Origin of the sequence: Bradyrhizobium elkanii WSM2783 (assembly GCF_000472865.1) — a bacterium.
GTDB classification, from domain to species: Bacteria; Pseudomonadota; Alphaproteobacteria; order Rhizobiales; family Xanthobacteraceae; genus Bradyrhizobium; species Bradyrhizobium elkanii_A.
Map to the genome: position 1 here is coordinate 1 of NZ_AXAP01000120.1, position 17,896 is coordinate 17,896.

At 59.8% G+C, this 17,896-nt stretch carries 16 protein-coding genes and 2 pseudogenes; 12 read left to right on the forward strand and 6 right to left on the reverse strand.

Going from position 1 to position 17,896, the window contains the following annotated elements; translation table 11 throughout:
* Positions 1–969 (reverse strand): annotated as a pseudogene (locus YY7_RS55405) (IS110 family transposase); the annotation flags it as partial.
* A 479-nt stretch (positions 970–1,448) separates the two neighbouring features.
* Here YY7_RS55405 and YY7_RS62425 point away from each other — a divergent pair.
* On the forward strand, positions 1,449–3,488 hold the full coding sequence (locus YY7_RS62425; RefSeq protein WP_245287669.1) for a helix-turn-helix transcriptional regulator: 2,040 nt from the start codon (positions 1,449–1,451) through the stop codon (positions 3,486–3,488).
* Positions 3,489–4,570: 1,082 nt separating this feature from the next.
* Here the strand turns inward: YY7_RS62425 and YY7_RS0145760 are convergent.
* Entirely contained in the window at positions 4,571–4,756 is a 186-nt protein-coding gene (locus YY7_RS0145760) for a hypothetical protein (RefSeq protein ID WP_245287670.1), read from the reverse strand.
* Positions 4,757–5,092: 336 nt separating this feature from the next.
* Here YY7_RS0145760 and YY7_RS0145765 point away from each other — a divergent pair, with 336 nt between their 5' ends.
* Together YY7_RS0145765 and YY7_RS0145770 are read left to right on the forward strand one after the other, a co-directional pair.
* The gene (locus tag YY7_RS0145765; protein WP_155255624.1) at positions 5,093–5,278 is read left to right on the forward strand and encodes a hypothetical protein; all 186 of its coding nucleotides are present in this window, start codon (positions 5,093–5,095) and stop codon (positions 5,276–5,278) included.
* Between the two features lie 62 nt (positions 5,279–5,340).
* Positions 5,341–5,589 (forward strand): hypothetical protein, encoded by a 249-nt coding sequence (locus tag YY7_RS0145770; protein ID WP_028168905.1) that lies wholly within the window; start codon positions 5,341–5,343, stop codon positions 5,587–5,589.
* Between the two features lie 46 nt (positions 5,590–5,635).
* Here YY7_RS0145770 and YY7_RS0145775 read toward each other — a convergent pair whose 3' ends face one another.
* Positions 5,636–5,821 (reverse strand): hypothetical protein, encoded by a 186-nt coding sequence (locus YY7_RS0145775; RefSeq protein ID WP_028168906.1) that lies wholly within the window; start codon positions 5,819–5,821, stop codon positions 5,636–5,638.
* A gap of 681 nt (positions 5,822–6,502) precedes the next feature.
* Positions 6,503–7,750: a glycosyltransferase gene (locus YY7_RS0145785; RefSeq protein ID WP_028168908.1), complete on the reverse strand. Its 1,248-nt coding sequence runs from the start codon at positions 7,748–7,750 to the stop codon at positions 6,503–6,505.
* Positions 7,751–8,723: 973 nt separating this feature from the next.
* Between YY7_RS0145785 and YY7_RS0145790 the strand changes: the two genes are divergently transcribed.
* The 9 genes and pseudogenes from YY7_RS0145790 to YY7_RS0145835 all read left to right on the forward strand — a co-directional run bounded on the left by YY7_RS0145790 (position 8,724) and on the right by YY7_RS0145835 (position 15,911).
* A complete protein-coding gene (locus YY7_RS0145790; protein ID WP_155255625.1) occupies positions 8,724–9,092 on the forward strand; it encodes an alpha/beta fold hydrolase in 369 nt (122 codons plus the stop codon).
* A gap of 510 nt (positions 9,093–9,602) precedes the next feature.
* Positions 9,603–10,565, forward strand: coding sequence for an alpha/beta fold hydrolase (locus YY7_RS0145800; protein WP_035692775.1), 963 nt, complete (start codon positions 9,603–9,605; stop codon positions 10,563–10,565).
* Between the two features lie 473 nt (positions 10,566–11,038).
* The gene (locus YY7_RS57590; protein ID WP_155255626.1) at positions 11,039–11,497 is read left to right on the forward strand and encodes a MarR family winged helix-turn-helix transcriptional regulator; all 459 of its coding nucleotides are present in this window, start codon (positions 11,039–11,041) and stop codon (positions 11,495–11,497) included.
* Positions 11,498–11,523: 26 nt separating this feature from the next.
* A complete protein-coding gene (locus tag YY7_RS55420) occupies positions 11,524–12,021 on the forward strand; it encodes a DUF302 domain-containing protein (RefSeq protein ID WP_051397300.1) in 498 nt (165 codons plus the stop codon).
* 176 nt (positions 12,022–12,197) lie between these two features.
* Positions 12,198–12,734, forward strand: a pseudogene (locus YY7_RS65395) (YbfB/YjiJ family MFS transporter); the annotation flags it as partial.
* A gap of 47 nt (positions 12,735–12,781) precedes the next feature.
* Positions 12,782–13,327, forward strand: coding sequence for a YbfB/YjiJ family MFS transporter (locus tag YY7_RS64655; RefSeq protein WP_051397301.1), 546 nt, complete (start codon positions 12,782–12,784; stop codon positions 13,325–13,327).
* Between the two features lie 77 nt (positions 13,328–13,404).
* Complete coding sequence (locus YY7_RS0145825) at positions 13,405–14,814, forward strand: amidase (RefSeq protein WP_028168912.1); 1,410 nt, start codon at positions 13,405–13,407, stop codon at positions 14,812–14,814.
* Positions 14,815–14,896: 82 nt separating this feature from the next.
* A complete protein-coding gene (locus YY7_RS64105) occupies positions 14,897–15,580 on the forward strand; it encodes a cupin domain-containing protein (protein WP_245287671.1) in 684 nt (227 codons plus the stop codon).
* Between the two features lie 4 nt (positions 15,581–15,584).
* A complete protein-coding gene (locus YY7_RS0145835; protein ID WP_433994575.1) occupies positions 15,585–15,911 on the forward strand; it encodes a cupin domain-containing protein in 327 nt (108 codons plus the stop codon).
* A gap of 185 nt (positions 15,912–16,096) precedes the next feature.
* Here the strand turns inward: YY7_RS0145835 and dinB are convergent, their stop codons facing one another.
* Both dinB and YY7_RS0145845 read right to left on the reverse strand, forming a co-directional pair.
* Positions 16,097–17,200 (reverse strand): DNA polymerase IV, encoded by a 1,104-nt coding sequence (gene dinB / locus YY7_RS0145840; RefSeq protein ID WP_028168914.1) that lies wholly within the window; start codon positions 17,198–17,200, stop codon positions 16,097–16,099.
* A gap of 40 nt (positions 17,201–17,240) precedes the next feature.
* The gene (locus YY7_RS0145845) at positions 17,241–17,513 is read right to left on the reverse strand and encodes a hypothetical protein (protein WP_028168915.1); all 273 of its coding nucleotides are present in this window, start codon (positions 17,511–17,513) and stop codon (positions 17,241–17,243) included.
* Between the last annotated feature and the right edge of the window lie 383 nt (positions 17,514–17,896).

A 17,896-nucleotide genomic window follows, 5' to 3' on the forward strand; every position in this document is an offset into this window, starting at 1 on the left:
CGAGCGCAATCGCCAGCACGTTGTGGTGCAATCGCTTCTTGGCGGCTTCGATCCAAGATTTGAGGCCATAGCGCTCCCAGCACTTCACCCTGACCAGCACCACCCATGCGGCTTGGACGAACAGCGCGCGTAGGTAGCGATTGCCGCGCCTTGATATCTTGCCCAGGATCGTGCGGTCGCCGGTCGAGATCTGCTTCGGCACCAGTCCAAGCCAGGCGCCGAAGTCGCGGCCTTTCGAGAACACGTCTCCAGTGCCGATCGCGGCCACCATGGCGCTTGAGGTGAGCGGGCCAAATGCCGGGCACGTCATCAATCGCTCGCAGGCCTTATCTTGATGGGCCAGCGTTTCGATCTCGCTCGACAGCCCNTCGATACGTGCATCCAGCCGGCGCCAGTCGCCCGCCAGATCCTCGATGATGCGCAACATGCGAGGCGAGAGCACATCGGTGCGCGTCGCGAGGATACCCGGCAACTCGCACCGCAGGGAGTGCAGGCCNTGGCGTACGGCGATGCCCCNNTCCAGCAGGAACGCACGGATCTGATTGATGACGCCGGTACGCTGACCGACCAATCGATCGCGGACGCGGTGCAGCGCCTGAAGGTCGAGCTGATCGGCGGTCTTGGTCGCGACGAACTTAATGGCCGGGCGCTGGACCGCCTCGGCGATGGCTTCCGCATCTCGGAAGTCATTCTTCTGCCCCTTCGAATAGGGGCGCACGTATTTCGCCGGCATCAGGCGGGCGTCGTGGCCAAGCATTTGGAGCTTGCGGCTGAGATGATGCGCGCCGACGCAAGCCTCCATCCCGATCAAGCNCGGCGGCAGGTTGGCGAGCCGCGTTTCCACCTGGCCGCGTGACCANTTCTGTCGCAGCACGATGGCACCGCGGTGATCATGACCACGAGGTGGAACGAGTTCTTGCCGATATCGATGCCGATCACGGCGATCGCTGCGTTGAGCTTCTGAGACATGGTGTGTTCCTTGTCTTGAGCGCCCCTTGCCAGCTTCTCGCACTGGCAGGGCCGGAGCACGGCCGGACCATTCCATTAGCGGACGTGACTCCGAGTTGAAATCGGCATTTGACCCTAATTAGGCATTTGGCCGGATGCGGGCCACGCCTTCAATGGCGAGTAGGAACGGCGTAGCAATGATCCGGGAACCATGCGCGGTATCGTGCGTTGCCGCGCTGCTTTTGAAGTGCACGTCCATTCCCTAGGATGCATTCCTTGGGCGCGGTTACAGCGAGATGCCGGCGAGGGAAGCGCTAATGCGTCGGATCCGACTGGTCATAGCAGATCGACGCCCTGTCGTTCTGCAGGGTTTTGCGTCGCTGTTTGCGGCGGAGCCCGACTTCGAGCTCGTTGCGTCCTGTCTCGATGGAGCCAGCTGCCTCGAAGCAGTTCGGAATCTAGCACCCGATGTTGTGCTTGTAGAGGACGGATTTTCTGACGTGACGGCATCTGAAATGCTCGCCGTTGCCAATGCCGAAAACCTTCCTACCCGGCTTGTCTTCTACACCGCATCCGTCGCACGTGGCGACCTCGCCGCCGCAATCGCGGCCGGTGCTTGCAACGCGATTTCGATGCGCGCGAAGCCCGAAACCGTGCTGCAGTCCCTGAGGCTAGTGGCGCCGCGGCCCGACCGGGCGCAGGCAGAAAATGGGACGTTTGGTGAAGATGTGCTGGCAGTCTTGACGGTCGAAGAGCGGAAGATCATGCGTCTGGTCGCCTACGGCTTGTCGAACAAAGAAATTGCGCGCCAACTCAATGTCCCGCCTGGCACCATCAAGGCGGACCTCGATCGCATATTTCAGAAGCTTCAGATCAACAACCGGACGGAGCTCGCAGCGCTCGCCCTATCGCGCCTTTCCGGCGGAATCGGCGCGCTTGCAGCCCTGATTTTCGCAGCGCTAGACGACGTTCACGCCGCGCATCCGAACGCAGTCGGCCATACGTTTACCGATACTTTCACGGTAATGGCCGCAGACGGCACCGCCGACGTCGTAACCATCGTTATCAATCCCAAAAAATCTGCCGGTGCTTCGAGCACCACGGCTGGAACCATGAGCAAGGCCGGCCGAGCCGAGAATTCCGCAGCGGGCACGCCGACACCGACCGGCAAACTCGTCGATTCCAGCGCCGATATTGCCGCCAGCACGAGTGCGTTGGCGGCACTCAACTCTCCAAGGCCGAGCTCGGGCAGCTATAGCGCTTTCATGATGGCGGCGGCCGCAGTCTTGATTTACGAGCTCGACATCATCTGCAGCCCCGCGCAAGCGTTCGATCTTGGCAATAACCTTACCGATGTCTTCGGGTCAGCTACCGCAGGCGGCACCAAGGAATTGGTAAGCCTCGATAGCTCCAGCAGCACCGATGCGAACCTCGATGGTTTCGACAACCTGGCTTGGCTAAATCCCGGAATATACGATCGGTCATTCGCCTTCGAAACTCCCCGAAGCGATACCATCGCCATAGACGGCGATGAACCTCAGATTCTCGGTGCAGAAGCAAGGGAGGATAGCGGGAGCCGCCACGGCGAAGATAGCTCTCTTCACGCAAAATCAGATGATGCGATCAATCGCGGTGACACGATCTACGAAGGTTCCGCGCCCGTCAACGTCCGCGCCGGGGACACTCACGGCGGTTTCGGCGAGACCGCAACCGAGGCGTCGCAGCATGCCGAGCATGGCACAACACCGCCAAGTGCGGGGGACGATTCCAATCGTGGTCAATCGCAGCGCGGTCTGCACGCTTCTGAAAATGGCTCCGCAGCCGCTCAGCAGCAAGCCAAACATGATGCACCGGGAGACGATTCCAATCATGGGCAATCGAATCGCGATTTGCACGCTTCTGAAGGCGGCTCCGCAGCCGCCAAGCAGCATGCCAAGCATGACGCACCGGGAGACGATTCCAATCATGGGCAATCGAATCGCGATTTGCACGTTTCTGAAGGCGGCTCCGCAGCCGCCAAACAGCATGCCGAGCATGACGCACCGGGAGACGATTCCAATCATGGGCAGTCGAATCGCGATTTGCACGCTTCTGAAGACGGCTCCGCGGCTGCCGAGCAGCACGCCAAGCATGGCGCCTCACCACTGAACGCTACCAATCCCGGCGAATCGCAGCGTGATTTGCACGCGGCGCCGGTAAACGCCTCCAACAACCCGCATTCGGAAGCGAGCCAGAACGGTGGAGGCAAGAACCAGGTTTCTATCGACGACGCCGGGCACGCAGAACCGGCAGCTGCCCCAGAGCTCGGAGATTCGTTTCATTTCAAGAATGAGATGGCAGCTTCCAAAGCTTCAGATATCTTTGAAGTACATGTGCGCCACGAACCGGATTCGATAACACTTAGCCAGCACGTTGCCGGACACGATGGACCGGCGCCGATCCAGGATGCGGCCCTGATTGATATTTCACTCGCGCGGGAAAACGTCATTGATGGCGCAAGAGGAGCCGAGCACCATTTTACGCACGATCTAATTGTGTAGCTGTCTTCTGGTCTTGCTGCTCGCGCCGCCGACGAGATGATCGAGTAGCAGGGCTATATCCGCTCCGGGCCCATCACGAGCAACCCCGGTGCTTATCTACGTCAGCTGTCAGTGGTAAACCGCCATTGACGAGGCGCTGCAAAATCGACGCGAATGACCCGAAGGGCAGATAGCCATGGCCGGGCCAACACGGAGCCGAGGGCATGGTTGTTCTTACGGCTATTCTGCACAGAGGAACCTGATTGGCGAAGCACAGCAGAAACTATAAGCTTCCGATGTTTCATGACAGCAGAGCGGCGCATGGACCTCTTAACAAAAAGACGGGAGCTCGAAGTTAAGCTCGCGAGGTGTCGCGCGCTCTCTGACGAGTTTCGAGGCCCAGAAACGCTCAAAAACATCAGCGAATTGGCCACCGAGATTGAAGCGGAAATCCAAGAGTTGGACGAGCGAGCGCGCCTCCGTCCTGCAAAATCTTAGGGCCTCCCTCGAACCTCGGTCATCCCGGCCGTGCTCAATCTCGAGCACGTAAGCGCTCACATGGCTGCGCAAAGACGGCCTGATCGCCTATACTCACGAAGTGACTGCCGAGCTGCGCGAACAGACGATTGTATCGGACGAGGGAACAGCCGCTGTGCGAGTCTGTCGATGGGTCAGGGAGTTTGTCGTATTTGGCTCCACTGTCGCATGCACACCAATTGCCTTGGAACAGTGCGGCAAGCGGCTTATGGTGTTTACATCACCGGCCAAGGCTCGTCCGTAGGCGTCGGTGGCTGAGAAACCAATAGCGCTCCCGTCTGCATAAGCAACGGGAGAAGAGCATGCTAGATACCCATCCAAACGAACATCTGTCACTCAGCCAAATAATTGCTTAGACGCGCGAGCTTGTGCGGACGTCGGCAGAATTCTTCGCCAACCTAGCCCAGACACGTTCTTGGGCCGAAGGCGGGCGCCTGATTTGGAGCGGCAAGAGCGCCAAGCTGCTGTGGCTGCCCATATCTACGAGTGGATTAACTCGCCGGGACTGCGGCCGCCAGGGAAGTAGGCCACATCAGTTAATAGGCAGACCGGCTTATTGACCGGTCCTAATCGCGGGCCATCGCGATCACCTTGAATTCCCGATCGAGCTTGATGTCGTACTGTCCGTCCTTGCACTTGGCGACATCGATTTCAAAGTAGCCACTGCCCTCGGTTTCCTTCTCCATCTTGCCGCCCGTGCAGCCAAGCGCCTCCAAGGTAGCTTTGATTTTGTCGGCCTCCGCCGGCGTCACTGGAGTGTCAGCAAAGGCGCAAGGTGCTGCTAGCAAGTACGGCAGCGAATGCCATCAAGCTGTATTTCATCTGTGCGTTCTCAAAAATCAGCAGGCCAAACCACGTTAGGCCGAAACTGATCCAACCAAAAGATGTGTTTGGAGAAAGCTTTCGACTCAAAGTACGCACGGAGTTCGATGCCTGCACGCGGCTGGTCTCGGCCGACCGCCTTCCTCTCTGGTTCGCACTGATGCTATGTTTTCTGCGAAGTCGGTTCTCGACGACCGGCGAGATTGAAACTCTTCCCGCCCGCTGTGGTGCGGGCGGGACTTGTGCTCGGCTCGGGAGTGCGGAAAGTGAAGGAAGCCAAGCAGTTCCGAAAACAGGCAAAAAGGGCTGAGCGGATCGCGCTGTCGCTCTCGGATGCCGAAATCTCAGAAACCTTCCTCAATCTTGCCAAGGGGTACCGCAGTCAGGCCGACGTGCTCAAGGCCAAGGAAAAGGCGCGCACGAAACAAAAGTCGGGCAAGAAGCCTCGATAGGCTATCGCGATGGGTGGTTTGGCCCATGACAAAGAGGCCGATGTGGAGCGCATATTCGCAACATGGGACACATTGATGCTTGTCTGGCGATCTTGCGTCGCTTGATAGCCAAGGGAGACGTCAGCGGCATTCCCTTGGCCGAAAGGGCCATCAATGAATATTGGGACGCGACACCCGCTCCGGCCAGGAAAAGCGGCCTCCAGTTTCTCCAGCAAGACGTTCTGAAACAGCGCGATGCTGTGTTAGGCAGTCAGCGAAGCTTAGCCGATGCAGTCAACGCCTACATCGAAAAGAAGCTAGAGGGGCAGTGAGGCCACCAGTGGCGGCGAGGCCGAGCAATCTTTATCGTAGGGTAGTTCAATCGCTTGTGCTTAGCGAGGACGCCACTATGGTTTCCTCGACTTCCTTGACCAAGGCTCGGTGATGTTCGGCGAGCCCGGCAAACAACGCCTTCTTGGTCCCATTGGTCGCTAGCTTGCTAATCAATTCGCACTCTTCGGCTTCATTTCGAAGCTTCTCCAAGTGCGCCTGCATGTCTTTCATTGGTCAAAGCTCATTTCGGCGGGCCCAAACTGAGGGCCTCGTTTAACTCGGCAGCCTGTTCCGCTTGGGCCGCTTGCCTGAGTAGCTTCTCGCGCTCGTCGCCCGGAGGCATGGTTCTCGCGCGCTCGCGGGCGTATTGGGCCAAGCTGACCAGCCGCGCCTGGAGTGAAGTGGTTTGCTTGGCTCGATTGCGTTTGCGTTTCATGCCCCGTGGTTTAGTCCCACGGCCACCAAGCTTCATTGATCTACGTTAGTCCATGCTGCTGGCTAATCCCAAAGGCGAAGTCGAGTAGCGCTGTAACGGCTCAACGGAAACGGCCCCAGCTTGTGACAGCTGGGGCCGCCAACCACAGGGCTGGTTTCCTCCGGCCGGGGGGCTTAGGGGCAGTCGGGACCGGAGGCCAAGATTAGATGATAGCGACAGGTTTCGTTCCTGGCTTGTCAAAGATGGCGCGGCACTATGTGCACTGTTATCAGCCGGAGCGTGCGCTACAGGAGAAATGCAACCTATAGCCGATCGCCTACGTCCCCAGCCCCGGCTCGGCGGAGAGGGAGCGACGCCCCGGCGTTAGCGGCCCGTCGGGCAAATGGAAGCGCGTGCGATTGGCGGCGATCACCGCTTTCTTCTCCTATTCGTGAGGACGACGCGCTTTCGGGAGCCGGAGCGATCGATAAGTGGGGTTACGCTGCGCGATGGCGCTTCTGCATTGCGGCAATAGCCTCCATCTCCCCGACTAGTCCCGAGCTGCGGATGTCAGCTGCGATAGCGTCACCGAGCCAGCGCGCAGCTAGCCGAAAATCCGGCTCCAGTATCAGCCGCGCAGCTGCCGAAGCGATCTCCTCTGCCGAAGCAGTCGGCGGCAGCCGCAGGCCGGCGCCATTGGTCTCGACACGGATCGCATTGTCGCCCTGATCTCGACCCATCGGGAGCACCAGCAGAGGGACGCCATTGACGAGCGCGCGGTTGACGGTGCCGTGACCTCCCTGGCTGATGACCAGCGAAACTTCCTGCATTACCGCATCGTGCGGTGCACTTCGAAGCAAATGCACATTCTCCGGGGCCTCAAGGCTATTGACGTCCAGGTTCGGACCGGCAGTCGCAACGGCCTCGACGTCAAGCTGACCCATCGCATGAATGATCTTCTGCACCAGCTCGCCCTGTCCCTGAGCGCCGGTGCTGCCGGTGATCAGCACACGCGGCCGATCCGTCGACCACGGCGCGCGCCACGACCCGCACCAACTCGGCTGATCGAGCAGCGGACCGACATAGCGCAGATTGGCGGGCAACCAGTCGGCCTGGAAATCGAATGCGCGGCTCATCGCGAGCAACACGCGCGCCGCCCTGTCGAACAGGTCGAGCACATGGGAAACGCCTGGCACGCCCATCCGCGCACAGACGGCGTTGAAGCTCGGCAGGAAGCTGTCGAAAAGCGCCATCATCTCCTGAGCGGCGGCGTCGACGTCAGCTCGCTGCTGCGCCGTCTTCGGCGCCGCGAGGCCACTCGCGGCGGGCGGCACCCCGGCCAGCGGCCGAAGGCTGACATGCGGCGAGAGCAGGGCGATGGGCACGCCCGCGGCTTCTGCGCCGAGCACTGCGCCAAGCAACAAATCAATGCTAAGCACGGCATCTGTTGCAGCTTTGCTTATTTCGTCCTTGATGTCAGCCGCATAGTCGTTAGCTGGATCCGCCACGGTGCGGCGAAACGCATCGCGCAAGCCCGAAAAGTCCGCGGGGTCCGCAGCTCGTCCGGTCGGCGCACGGCGCCAGGTGACAAAGTCAAAGTCGGCGGCCAAGACTTCGTCCCGCATCGCCGGGTCCGCCATCACCCTGACGTTATGTCCGCACTGCCGCAACTGACGACCGGCGGTCAGCAGTGGATTGAGATTGCCGGAAGTACCCCACGATACCAGAAGAAAATCATACGACACAGTGCATCGTCTCCTTCATTGCCAGACCACTCCCAGGCCGCGGCGAGGTGGTGGGCAGCCCTTCACCGGCCGGATTGCGTGGACCGAGACCGCCAATCTCGGCCGGCTTCGCTACCTCAGCATTTCGGAGGTGAAGCGATTGGTTACGCTTGTAATGGCGCGCGAGGACGTGAACGCGTCCGGCCCTCCCCGCCTCACAGCGGAGTTGCAGTTCTGTGTTGCCGGCGCATTCCGCCAATCTCGCTTCTGCCAACTGGGCGGGCGGCACGCCAGTGATGCTTACGCTGTCGCCGCGGCGTCGAACCCATCGCGGGGCCGACTAGGCCATACCGCTGAGACTTCAGTCGCAGCGTAAGTCTCACGGCGCAATCCTGCTGCCGCAACCGGAACGCACTGGAACCGTCCAATTCGGTCATTCCGAACCACCTTACGATCGACGAGGTTCTGACCAACTTAGTGGCGACCTCACCCGTATGCGGCGCGCGTCGGCAAAGCTTCCAGCAAATTGCAATTCGGCGCATGCCCGCGCCATAAGAACCGCTGCTCGTCAGCGGTGGGTCGAACCCGCGAATCTCCCCGCGGTTACCTGCAGGAAAACGTTGGCCCGGCTGCTCCAGAAAGGAGTGGCCGGGCCTTTGTTCGTTTCAGAGTCCCGGGTTGCGCGACCTGGTCGAACGCGAACTGTCTTCGGGTAGACCGGACATCCGGCCGGACCGGCAGGTCGCAAAGGGGACAAGTCCGGACTCTCAACCGCACTTACATTGTTGCTAAATAGCACTTATACTGGGCTGCCCTGAGGGGCTGCCTCGACGCCGCAGATTTCTGTGAATGGCCTCGACGCCTATTATCGCGATGAAGGTACGGGCGTCCCAGTGGTGCTCGGGCATGGCTCCGTTGCCTCAAGCGGACAATGGCGAGCCCTCATCAAGCGAATGTCGGGCCGCCATCGCTTGGTCGCGCCTGATCACATCGGATACGGACGTACAGCGGCGTACTCGGGCGACATTCCACTAATGAAGCACGAGATGCGATCGTGGAAGCGCTCGTGCGCCTGATCTCGCAGCCGGTTCATATGGTCGGTCACTCGCTCGGAGCCTCCGTTCTAGCCCGGGTAGCCGCCCGAATGCCGGAACAGGTGCGAAGCCTAACACTGGTCGAGCCAAGCCTCTTCTACCTGCTGGCCGCGGCAGGAAGGCTATCCGAGCATGCCGAAATCAAGGCTATTGCAGATCGCGTACTTCGCCACATTGGTGAGAACGATGCTGACGAAGCCGCGCGTAGCTTCATCGAGTTGGCCTCGGTGCGTATGACGCGATGGACGCTAGGCAGCGCGAGGCGGTGAGGGCAAGTATAGCCAAGCTTCCCGTCGAATGGCCGACGGGATTCGAGCCATACGGAGCAACGGTCGAGGCACTCTCTGGATTGAAGATGCCTATCCAATTGATCGGCGGTTCACAGACGACACCCGCCGCACGGGCCGTCATAGACGTGCTGCGCGGCCTGTGGCCAAGAGCGGCGTATGCCGAGATCGAAGGTGCAGGCCATATGGGTCCGTTGACGCACGCCGATACAGTCAACGAGATTATAGACGCATTCATCGGCCGGGTGACGGGATCAATGTCAACGACGGACGTGTAGACATCTACACTGGTCGGAACTTCGGCTAATGGAATGGTCCGGCCGTGCTCCGATGCTGCCGGAGGCGCGGTGCGGGCTCGAAAATAAATTCATAGAGCATGTCGTTTTGGCGGTCCGCCGTTCGACTGGGTGTTGGCGGAGCCACTTCGGCTGTGGCTGGAGCTCACAATGTGACTGATTAGCTGTCAGATCAATGATCTTACGGAGATTGGCAATGACGATCTCGCATCGATTTATCGAGACAAATGGCATTCGAATGCACCTGGCCGAAGCAGGGAGCGGCCCCGCCGTGCTTCTCTGCCATGGCTTTCCGGAGTGCTGGTATTCGTGGCGGCACCAATTGGAAGCGCTCGCCGCCGCCGGATATCGCGCCATCGCGCCCGACATGCGTGGTTACGGGCAGACGGACAAACCGGATGCGATCGATCAATACACTCTATTGCATTTGACCGGAGACATGGTCGGACTACTCGACGCGATCGGCACGGATCAAGCAGTCGTTGTCGGACATGATTGGGGAGCGCCGGTCGCTTGGCGCTGCGCTCTGTTCAGACCGGATCGATTTAGGGCCGTCGTTGGCTTGAGCGTGCCGTTTCAGGTGCGTGGTCCCAACCGACCAAGCACCGTCATGCCGCGGACCGAAAAGCAACGCTTCTATCAACTGTATTTCCAGACGCCGGGCGTTGCCGAGGCAGAACTCGAAAAAGACGTCCACAACGCAATCAAGACAACATTGTTTGCTCTATCCGGCGATGCGCCGGTTGAAGATCCTGCGTCGCTCGCGATGCTTCCTAGTGAGGGGGGTTGGCTTGATGGTAAGCCTACAACCCAATCATTGCCGACGTGGCTCACGGACAATGACATCGGATTTTACGTCGAGGAGTTCAAGCGCACCAGCTTTGGAGGAGGTCTGAATTGGTATCGCAACATTGATCGAAATTGGGAACTGCTCGCACCATGGTCTGGCGCAAAGGTTCAGGTCCCGGCACTCTATGTCGTTGGCGATCGAGACGGGGTTTACAGATCACCGAATTGGAACCATCTCATCCCTAGCCTGAAACAGTTCGTGCCCTTGCTTCGCGAGACAATAGTCTTGAAAGGTTGCGGTCATTGGACTCAGCAAGAGCGCGCCAAAGAAGTAAACAATGCGCTCCTGGAATTCCTGAAACAGAACTGATGCACTTAGTCCGTTGATGGCGCGCATGCGAAGTCGCGGCATGTCCGCTGTCACGTCGGTTACCGGGTGACGAGCGGTCCTGTTCTGCTCAATTGGAGTTTTGCGGCTCGTGACCCTGAACGGACATGCTGTCGGCATATCCTAGCGCTGTTTCAGTGCGGACCGATTATTGTCCAATTGATTTTAAAGGTAAATTTTCATGACCTTCACAGGCTCGACCTCGGATCGCTTCTCCGTCCGGAAATCTAAGCTGACCTCGCCGGCGTGGGCTGGCGTCATACCGCACCATTGCTGCGGAGGATGGAAGCCAAAGGGTTGGTCACGCCGGGTTCAATCATTGTTGACTTGAAATAAGGGGATATCCCCTCTAAATGCCCTCAAACGCGATATGGGGATATCCCCGTAAACCATAACTGAGGGCAAATCGGCGAGCCGGCTCAAGTAAACCGGGCGTGCATGATGGAGAACGATACGTGAAACGCTCATTTCGCTCGGAAAGCCCGTGCATCGTGGCCGCGATGCGTGCAGCCACTCGCCGACTGACGCAGCTGTATGATGAAGCGATGGCGCCAACTGGCTTGCGCGTCACTCAATTTCACGTTCTCTCGGAGCTTGAACGACGATCAGCTGATCCACCAACCGTTGGTGACCTGGCTGAGATCCTGACCATGGAGCGGTCCGCGCTCGGTCAAACACTTCGACCGCTTGTACGCGACGGTTTCATCGACTTGGGCCAAGACGAGCGGGATGGGCGCCGTCGGCCCATCAAGTTGACGAAGGCCGGCAAAGATAAAGTGGTCCGCGGACGGCGCTATTGGGCCGGCGCGCATGAAAAATTCAAGCATTTCTTCGGGGACAATCAATTGGTTGGCTTGCGGAAGACTCTGCGCGACATCGCCGAGAGCGCGCAACTTCCTGAAGCTTTTCAGTAGATCAATATGGCATCCGGGAGAAAGTCATGATCGAGCCGATCACCGTAGAGCATATCACCTTTGTCAGCTACCGGAGCTTCCAGGACGTTGTTCGTGCCTTCGAGGAACAAGTCGGAACGCTTGAAGAATTAGGTTGGCCAGCAATACCTGCAGCTTCACGTGATCAGGATGATTTCGAACGTCGAGTTCGTGAAGTGCTGGGCCCCAGCGGCTTCACACGTTTCCTGACAATCGATCACGGCGAGTGGGTCAGCAAGCAAGAGCGCCCGACCCGGTTTTTGATGTACACGATCGGAAACCCGCTGATCGCGATCACAATGATGCGGCATGACATCGAGGCGGGCCTCGATGTGCCGGTCAGACTGGCGATCTATGAGCATTCTGACGGGAAGACGAGGTTTGTGTTCAACAAGCCATCAAGCCTCATGAGTGGGCTTCGGAGCGTGGCGGTCCAAGATGCCGCTTATAAGCTTGATGCGAAATTGATGGCGCTCGGCGAAGCCGTGACAGGCGTAAGAGCATAATTTCCGAAAGAAGCCGAGACGTGGATACGCATCGGAAGCCGCACGGCGATGAACCTCTTGAGCCCGACAGTGGGGTACGAGAAGGCTTGATAATGGGTCACAGTGGCTCGGAAGCGCCGCTGCATAACGAAGCTAAGCAGTTCTTGACGCCAATCTGGGTCATCTTCGGACTTTCGATGGGCCCAGCGATTGCGCTTGGGCTCGCTCGGTTCGCTTACGCGCTGTTGCTTCCATCGATGAAAGCTGATCTCGGCTGGAGTTTTGCCGACGCAGGCGCCATGAATACCGCCAACGCGGCTGGATATCTTATCGGGGCCCTCGTAGCTGCCCCTTTTGGTCGTCGCACGAGCGACAAGGCCGCATTTTCCCTGGGCCTTTTCCTGACATCCGCAGCCATAGCCGGGGCCGGTCTCACCGCTGACTTTACGAGCCTGCTTCTCTTGAGAGCCGCCTCCGGACTTGCGGGAGCTGTGTCTTTTGTCGCCGGCGCAGGACTCACATCTGCGGCAGCCTCAGGAGGGTCTCGATCGCGCGCGCCGACGATGTTGGGCATCTACTTTGCCGGGGCGGGTATCGGCATTACGGCCTCGGCCCTCGCAGTCCCTCCGCTTCTTTCCGGCATAGGCTGGCGGGGCGGGTGGTTGGCTCTTGGCGCATTAGGCTTAGCTGCGACCATTTGCGGGTCACTGGTTCTAAGTCGCACACCCGAACCTTCCTATAAGGTTCATACCCCCCCCCTGGCGGCTGGTCGGCCCGCTTCATGGCACGCAAACTACTATCATACGGGCTATTCGGCGCCGGATACATCACCTATGCCACATTTATCATTGCGCACTTGCGCACCAATGAAGGTTTCGATAGCGGATCGATTACCGCCTTCTGGGCGATCTTAGGTCTAGCCGCCGTTGTCGCCGCGTTCGCGTGGGGCCCCATACTCGCTCGCCTGAAAGGTGGCTGGGGAGCAAGCGCAACAATCGCGACGGTCGCGGCCGGGGCGGCCTTGCCGCTGATCTGGCACGGACCAGCAAGCGCCTATCTCTCCTCCATCCTTTTTGGAGGGTCAGTACTCGCGGTCATCGCCGCAGTCACCTCATTCGTGCGGAAGGCGGCGAAACCGCACGCTTGGACAGCAGCGATCGCAGCACTGACCGTTGCGTTCGGGACTGGGCAATGCATCGGCCCACTCCTCAGCGGTGCTTTGTCCGATGGACCGAACGGCGTTCGTGCCGGTCTCTGGTTGTCCGTCGGCATCCTCACTGTAGCGAGCGTCGTCGCGGCTTTCCAACCCGAACCGGCGGGCGATTGATCATCGGCGTCCAGCCGGGAGACGGAACGCAGCCGGCAAGTGAATTAAGTGAACCGAGTGAAGGTAGGATGAGGATCATGACCGATACTATCATTCAGATGGACGCCAGCCGCATCGCGGAACTCGTTGCCAATCGGGACCTATCGCCGGTGGAGGTCATGAAGGCCCATCTCGATCGTATTGCCGAGATCAATCCCAAGGTAAACGCCATTGTGACGATGGCTGATGGCGCACTGGACGCTGCAAGAAAAGCCGAGGCAGCGGTCAAGTCGGACGCTCGATTGGGTCCTCTCCATGGCGTTCCGTTCACGGTCAAAGATGGAATCGACACGGCGGGCGTGCTGACACAGCGCGGTTCGCCCATTTTCAAAGGGCGCGTGCCCGATACCGATGCCACCGTCGTAGCCAGGCTGAAGGCCGCCGGCGCCATCTTAATCGCAAAGACGAACCCGCCGGAATTTTCCTACTCGATCGAAACGGACAATTTCCTGACGGGCCGAACGAACAACCCCTGGAACCTCGACTACACCCCGGGTGGATCGAGCGGTGGTGAATCCGCCGCCATCGCGGCTGGCATGTCGCCACTCGGCGTGGGCAGTGATCTCTCGATCTCATTGCGCGGCCCGGCGGCGCATACCGGTATCGTTGGATTTAAAGCTACTCACGGTCGAATGCCGATGACAGGTCACTGGCCCCGTGTGCCACGTCGCTTCTGGCACATCGGCCCGATGGCCCGTTCGGTTCGCGATGTGGCGCTCGCTTATTCTTTGATGGCGGGACCCGACGGTGCCGACGGCTTCTCAATCAGCCCGCTCGGCTTCGATACAGGGGTGGGCACGACATCGCCCCATCAGGTTCGTGTGGGCTGGTTAGCCTCTCCGGGCTTCTTCGGACCAACCGATCCAGAGGTTATCGCGACCGTGAAGGCAGCCGCTCATGCGCTGAGCAATGTCGGCTGCCAGGTCGAGGAGGTCCGGTTGCCCGTGCTGGAGCAGACCGATGCCAACAGCATCCTCTGGCAACTCCAACAGATGGAAGCCCGGCCTGAGTTCGAGAAGGTCACCGCCGGCCACGAGGCCCAGATCTTCAGGCATGCCAAATTGATCCTTGACACACCTGACACGCCGATAGGCGACTTCGTCGCCGCCGAACAGGCGGTGGAGCGCCTCCGCGACCGCTTCGTCGACTATTTCCAGCGATATGATGCGCTGCTCTGCCCGGTGACCCCGTTCCCCGCGACCAAGCATGGCCTCGCTGACCTCGTGATTGATGGCGAAACGGTTTCCCCGTTCCACGTGATGAGCGCGACATCACCGTTCAGCCTAACCGGCATGCCGGCCCTGTCGATGCGGTTCGGAACAAGCCACGACGGTCTTCCGATCGGCGTACAAATCGCCTCCGCCTGGCTCGCGGATTCGACCGCGCTTAAGGTTGCCTCGCTCCTCGAGGAAGTGAGCCCCGTCCGCAACCTTCACCCTGCCATCTAACGCTACAGGGTCGGGATCTTCCCGCCCCCGTCAATTCCTCATGAAATCTATTGAGCTCAGAAGCCAATCGAGGACTTAATTAATGCGTGCCATCACGACGAATTTCGAAACGACCGAATTTGCTGGTCTCACGACCAAAATTGTCAATCCGGACGAAAGCTCGTTCACGGTGCTGGATATGACCATCAAGCCGGGCTTCGGCGCACCGGCCCACATCTCCGAGGGCGAAGACAAGCTGTTTATCGTCCTGGAGGGCCAATTGAAGTACCTCGTGGGAGATCAGACTGAGGTCGCGGCACCCGGTGCGCGTGTTGTCGTGCCCAAAGGGGTTGTTCACGGATTCACCAACGTGGGAGCGGCCGACGCGAGGCACATCCTGGTCTCCTCGCCGCGCCGCCACGAGGAGTTCTTCCGTGATCTCCACAATACCCGGATCCGCGCGAGCAGCATATGGACATGCTGCCGACGATCGCAGCGCGCAATGGTCAACAGATTGTTGGAGCTCTTCCGTAACGCTGTAATTGCGCGCTTCCGCACCTGCATCCGCATCTTACCGAGATGGCAATGTCCCAAATATTTACCGAGCTATCACACCAAACTGAGAGCCGCTCACAATGATTGGATTCTCCGGAGTTATCTCCGCCAAGACGCGCCGACTGTGGCGCAGAATTGCCCTGTTCGGCAGCCTGAAATGTCTGGCCGTCGGATTGCTGGCATCGTTTACTTCAACGGCCTGTGCGCAGCAGCAAACGGACGTCACCATTAAGCAATTGCTCTCGACGACGACTACGTCTGGCGGGCAAAAGATCGTATTGCCCCAAAAGGATGCGGAACTGGTAGCGTCTATCTTCGAAATCCCCCGAGGGGCGAACCTTCCAGAGCACGAGCATCCGTATCCACGATACGGTTACATCTTGTCGGGAAGCTTGCGCGTGACGGACACCGAAACCGGTCAAAGCAAGACGTATCGGTCAGGAGACTTTGTGTTGGAGTCGGTGGGGCGTTGGCACACTGGCGCCAATGCAGGAGAGGAGCCGACAAGGCTGCTCGTTATCGACATCGTCGAGAAGGGACACACGAACACGGTGCTCAAGTAGCGGCAGAATAGGTAACGCCGAAAGGCGGCGCGGTGGGGCGCGCATCGGTTGCCATGTAGGCATGTCCGTTTGTGGCCCATCCCCGACATGTTGTGAGGTCTGCTTTAGTGCCTCCTCTGAGGGCTACAGCAGACGTCCGCACCGACTGAGCTACCGCGGTATGATGAGTGGATGCCCCAGTCGGTTCAAATCCCGAAGTCCAGTTGCGGCTTCGCGTCGTCCCCGCCTTGCAGGGAAGAGAGCGACACCCCTAGGAGGCGCACCGCTTTCCGAAGGGGCATGTTGTCCTTGAGCAGGCTAGTGGCCAGTTGTGCAAGATCGTTGCGGTTCGCGACGGCCGAAGAGACGGACCGGCTGCGCGTGATGATCTCGAAGTCGGCGAACTTCACTTTGAGCGTCACCGTCCGCCCCCGAGTGCCCGTCGACTCGCAGTGCAGCCAGATCTTGTCGATCAGCGGTTCGAGCTCTGCTTCCATGGCCTCGAATTCGGTGAGGTCGGTCGCGAACGTGTTTTCCGCGCCGACAGACTTTCGGATCCGGTTGGCTCGAACGGGCCGTTCGTCGACGCCGCGCGAGATCCAGTAGTAGTAGGCGCCCGACTTGCCGAAGTTACCGTTCATGAACTCCAGCGTCTGGTTGCGCATGTCGAGACCCGTGAAGATGCCCAGGGCATTCATCTTCGCGCTCGTCGCCGGGCCTATCCCGTGGAATTTGCCCACGGGCAGCCCCTCCACAAAGGCTGGTCCCATCTCAGGCGAGATGACGAACTGGCCGTTCGGCTTGCGATGATCGGAAGCAAGCTTCGCCAGAAACTTGTTGTAGGAGATGCCGGCCGAAGCGTTGAGGCCGGTCTCGGCCTTGATCGTTTCACGGATGCGCGAGGCGACGTCCCTAGCAAGCGGGATGCCTTGAAGATTTTCGGTCACGTCAAGATAGGCCTCGTCGAGTGACAAGGGTTCGATGATCGGCGTGTGCTCCGCGAAAATCTCGCGAATTTGCCTGCTGATGGCCTTGTAGACCTCAAAGCGCGGCTTGACGAAGATCAGATCGGGACACTGGCGTTTCGCCGTGATCGACGGCATCGCGGAGCGCACGCCGAACTTCCTGGCTTCGTAGCTCGCGGCAGCCACGACGCCGCGCTCCGCCGAGCCACCCACCGCGACCGGCTTTCCGCGGAGGTCCGGGTTGTCGCGCTGTTCCACGGAGGCATAGAACGCATCCATGTCGATGTGGATGATCTTGCGATAGGACGCGGTCGAAGCGCCTTGCTCGGGATCGGGTCGGGCCATGCGCGGATTATAGAGGTCCGCAGTCGAGTCGTCGCAGCCCTTAAGCCACGTCGTCGGGCGGGCACTCCGGGCAAGTGTCGCCGATCGAGCCCAGCACTTCGGCGATCGCGACGGCGGCCGCTTGCGAGGAGACGCCCGGCGGAGGCTCCTCTCGGGCGATGTTGAAGGCGCGATCGCGGGCGTGTGGGTCAGCGCGGTCCTGCATCCGCCCGTGTTCTTCGCATTCGCGGACGGCACCGGCTTCCTGAAGCACGGAGATGGCCCATCCTCGCAGCGTCCGGATCGTCGCGCGCCGTTCCCTGGTCATCAGCATTTGGAAGGCTCCTGGTGAAACGAATCCGCGAGCTCAACTTGCGTTCCGGCGAGCTAGCACAGAGCAGGGATTCGCAAACGCGGGAGCAGTTGCTGTCAATCGGCTTGCAAATTTGACCCCCCGTATTGCCTCATCTGAGGATGTTACTTTCGCTTGACGGACGTAGCGCCGACTGTCGGCCGGTCTGAGGTTGCGTCATTCCTCGCAGGATCGGAGGGACTGGGGACGTCGCGGAGTGCCCATCACACGCAGCGCCGGCCCCATTCCCGGGATCACCAATGGTGGCCGGTGCCGTACCCCCGGCCATGCGCGGGATGATCACCTCGGTTGCGTTGCGTCTGAGTGATCGCAACAAGCGCTGCACGATGGTGTGCTGCGGCGGC

Excerpts from the sequence above, each read along its gene's own strand:
- YY7_RS0145770 (WP_028168905.1), top strand. The coding sequence starts at position 5,341 with ATGGGACACATTGATGCTTGTCTGGCGATCTTGCGTCGCTTGATAGCC.
- YY7_RS0145775 (WP_028168906.1), bottom strand. The coding sequence starts at position 5,821 with ATGAAAGACATGCAGGCGCACTTGGAGAAGCTTCGAAATGAAGCCGAA.
- YY7_RS0145800 (WP_035692775.1), top strand. The coding sequence starts at position 9,603 with ATGACGATCTCGCATCGATTTATCGAGACAAATGGCATTCGAATGCAC.
- YY7_RS55420 (WP_051397300.1), top strand. The coding sequence starts at position 11,524 with ATGATCGAGCCGATCACCGTAGAGCATATCACCTTTGTCAGCTACCGG.
- YY7_RS64655 (WP_051397301.1), top strand. The coding sequence starts at position 12,782 with ATGGCACGCAAACTACTATCATACGGGCTATTCGGCGCCGGATACATC.
- YY7_RS0145825 (WP_028168912.1), top strand. The coding sequence starts at position 13,405 with ATGACCGATACTATCATTCAGATGGACGCCAGCCGCATCGCGGAACTC.
- YY7_RS64105 (WP_245287671.1), top strand. The coding sequence starts at position 14,897 with ATGCGTGCCATCACGACGAATTTCGAAACGACCGAATTTGCTGGTCTC.
- dinB (WP_028168914.1), bottom strand. The coding sequence starts at position 17,200 with ATGGCCCGACCCGATCCCGAGCAAGGCGCTTCGACCGCGTCCTATCGC.
- YY7_RS0145845 (WP_028168915.1), bottom strand. The coding sequence starts at position 17,513 with ATGCTGATGACCAGGGAACGGCGCGCGACGATCCGGACGCTGCGAGGA.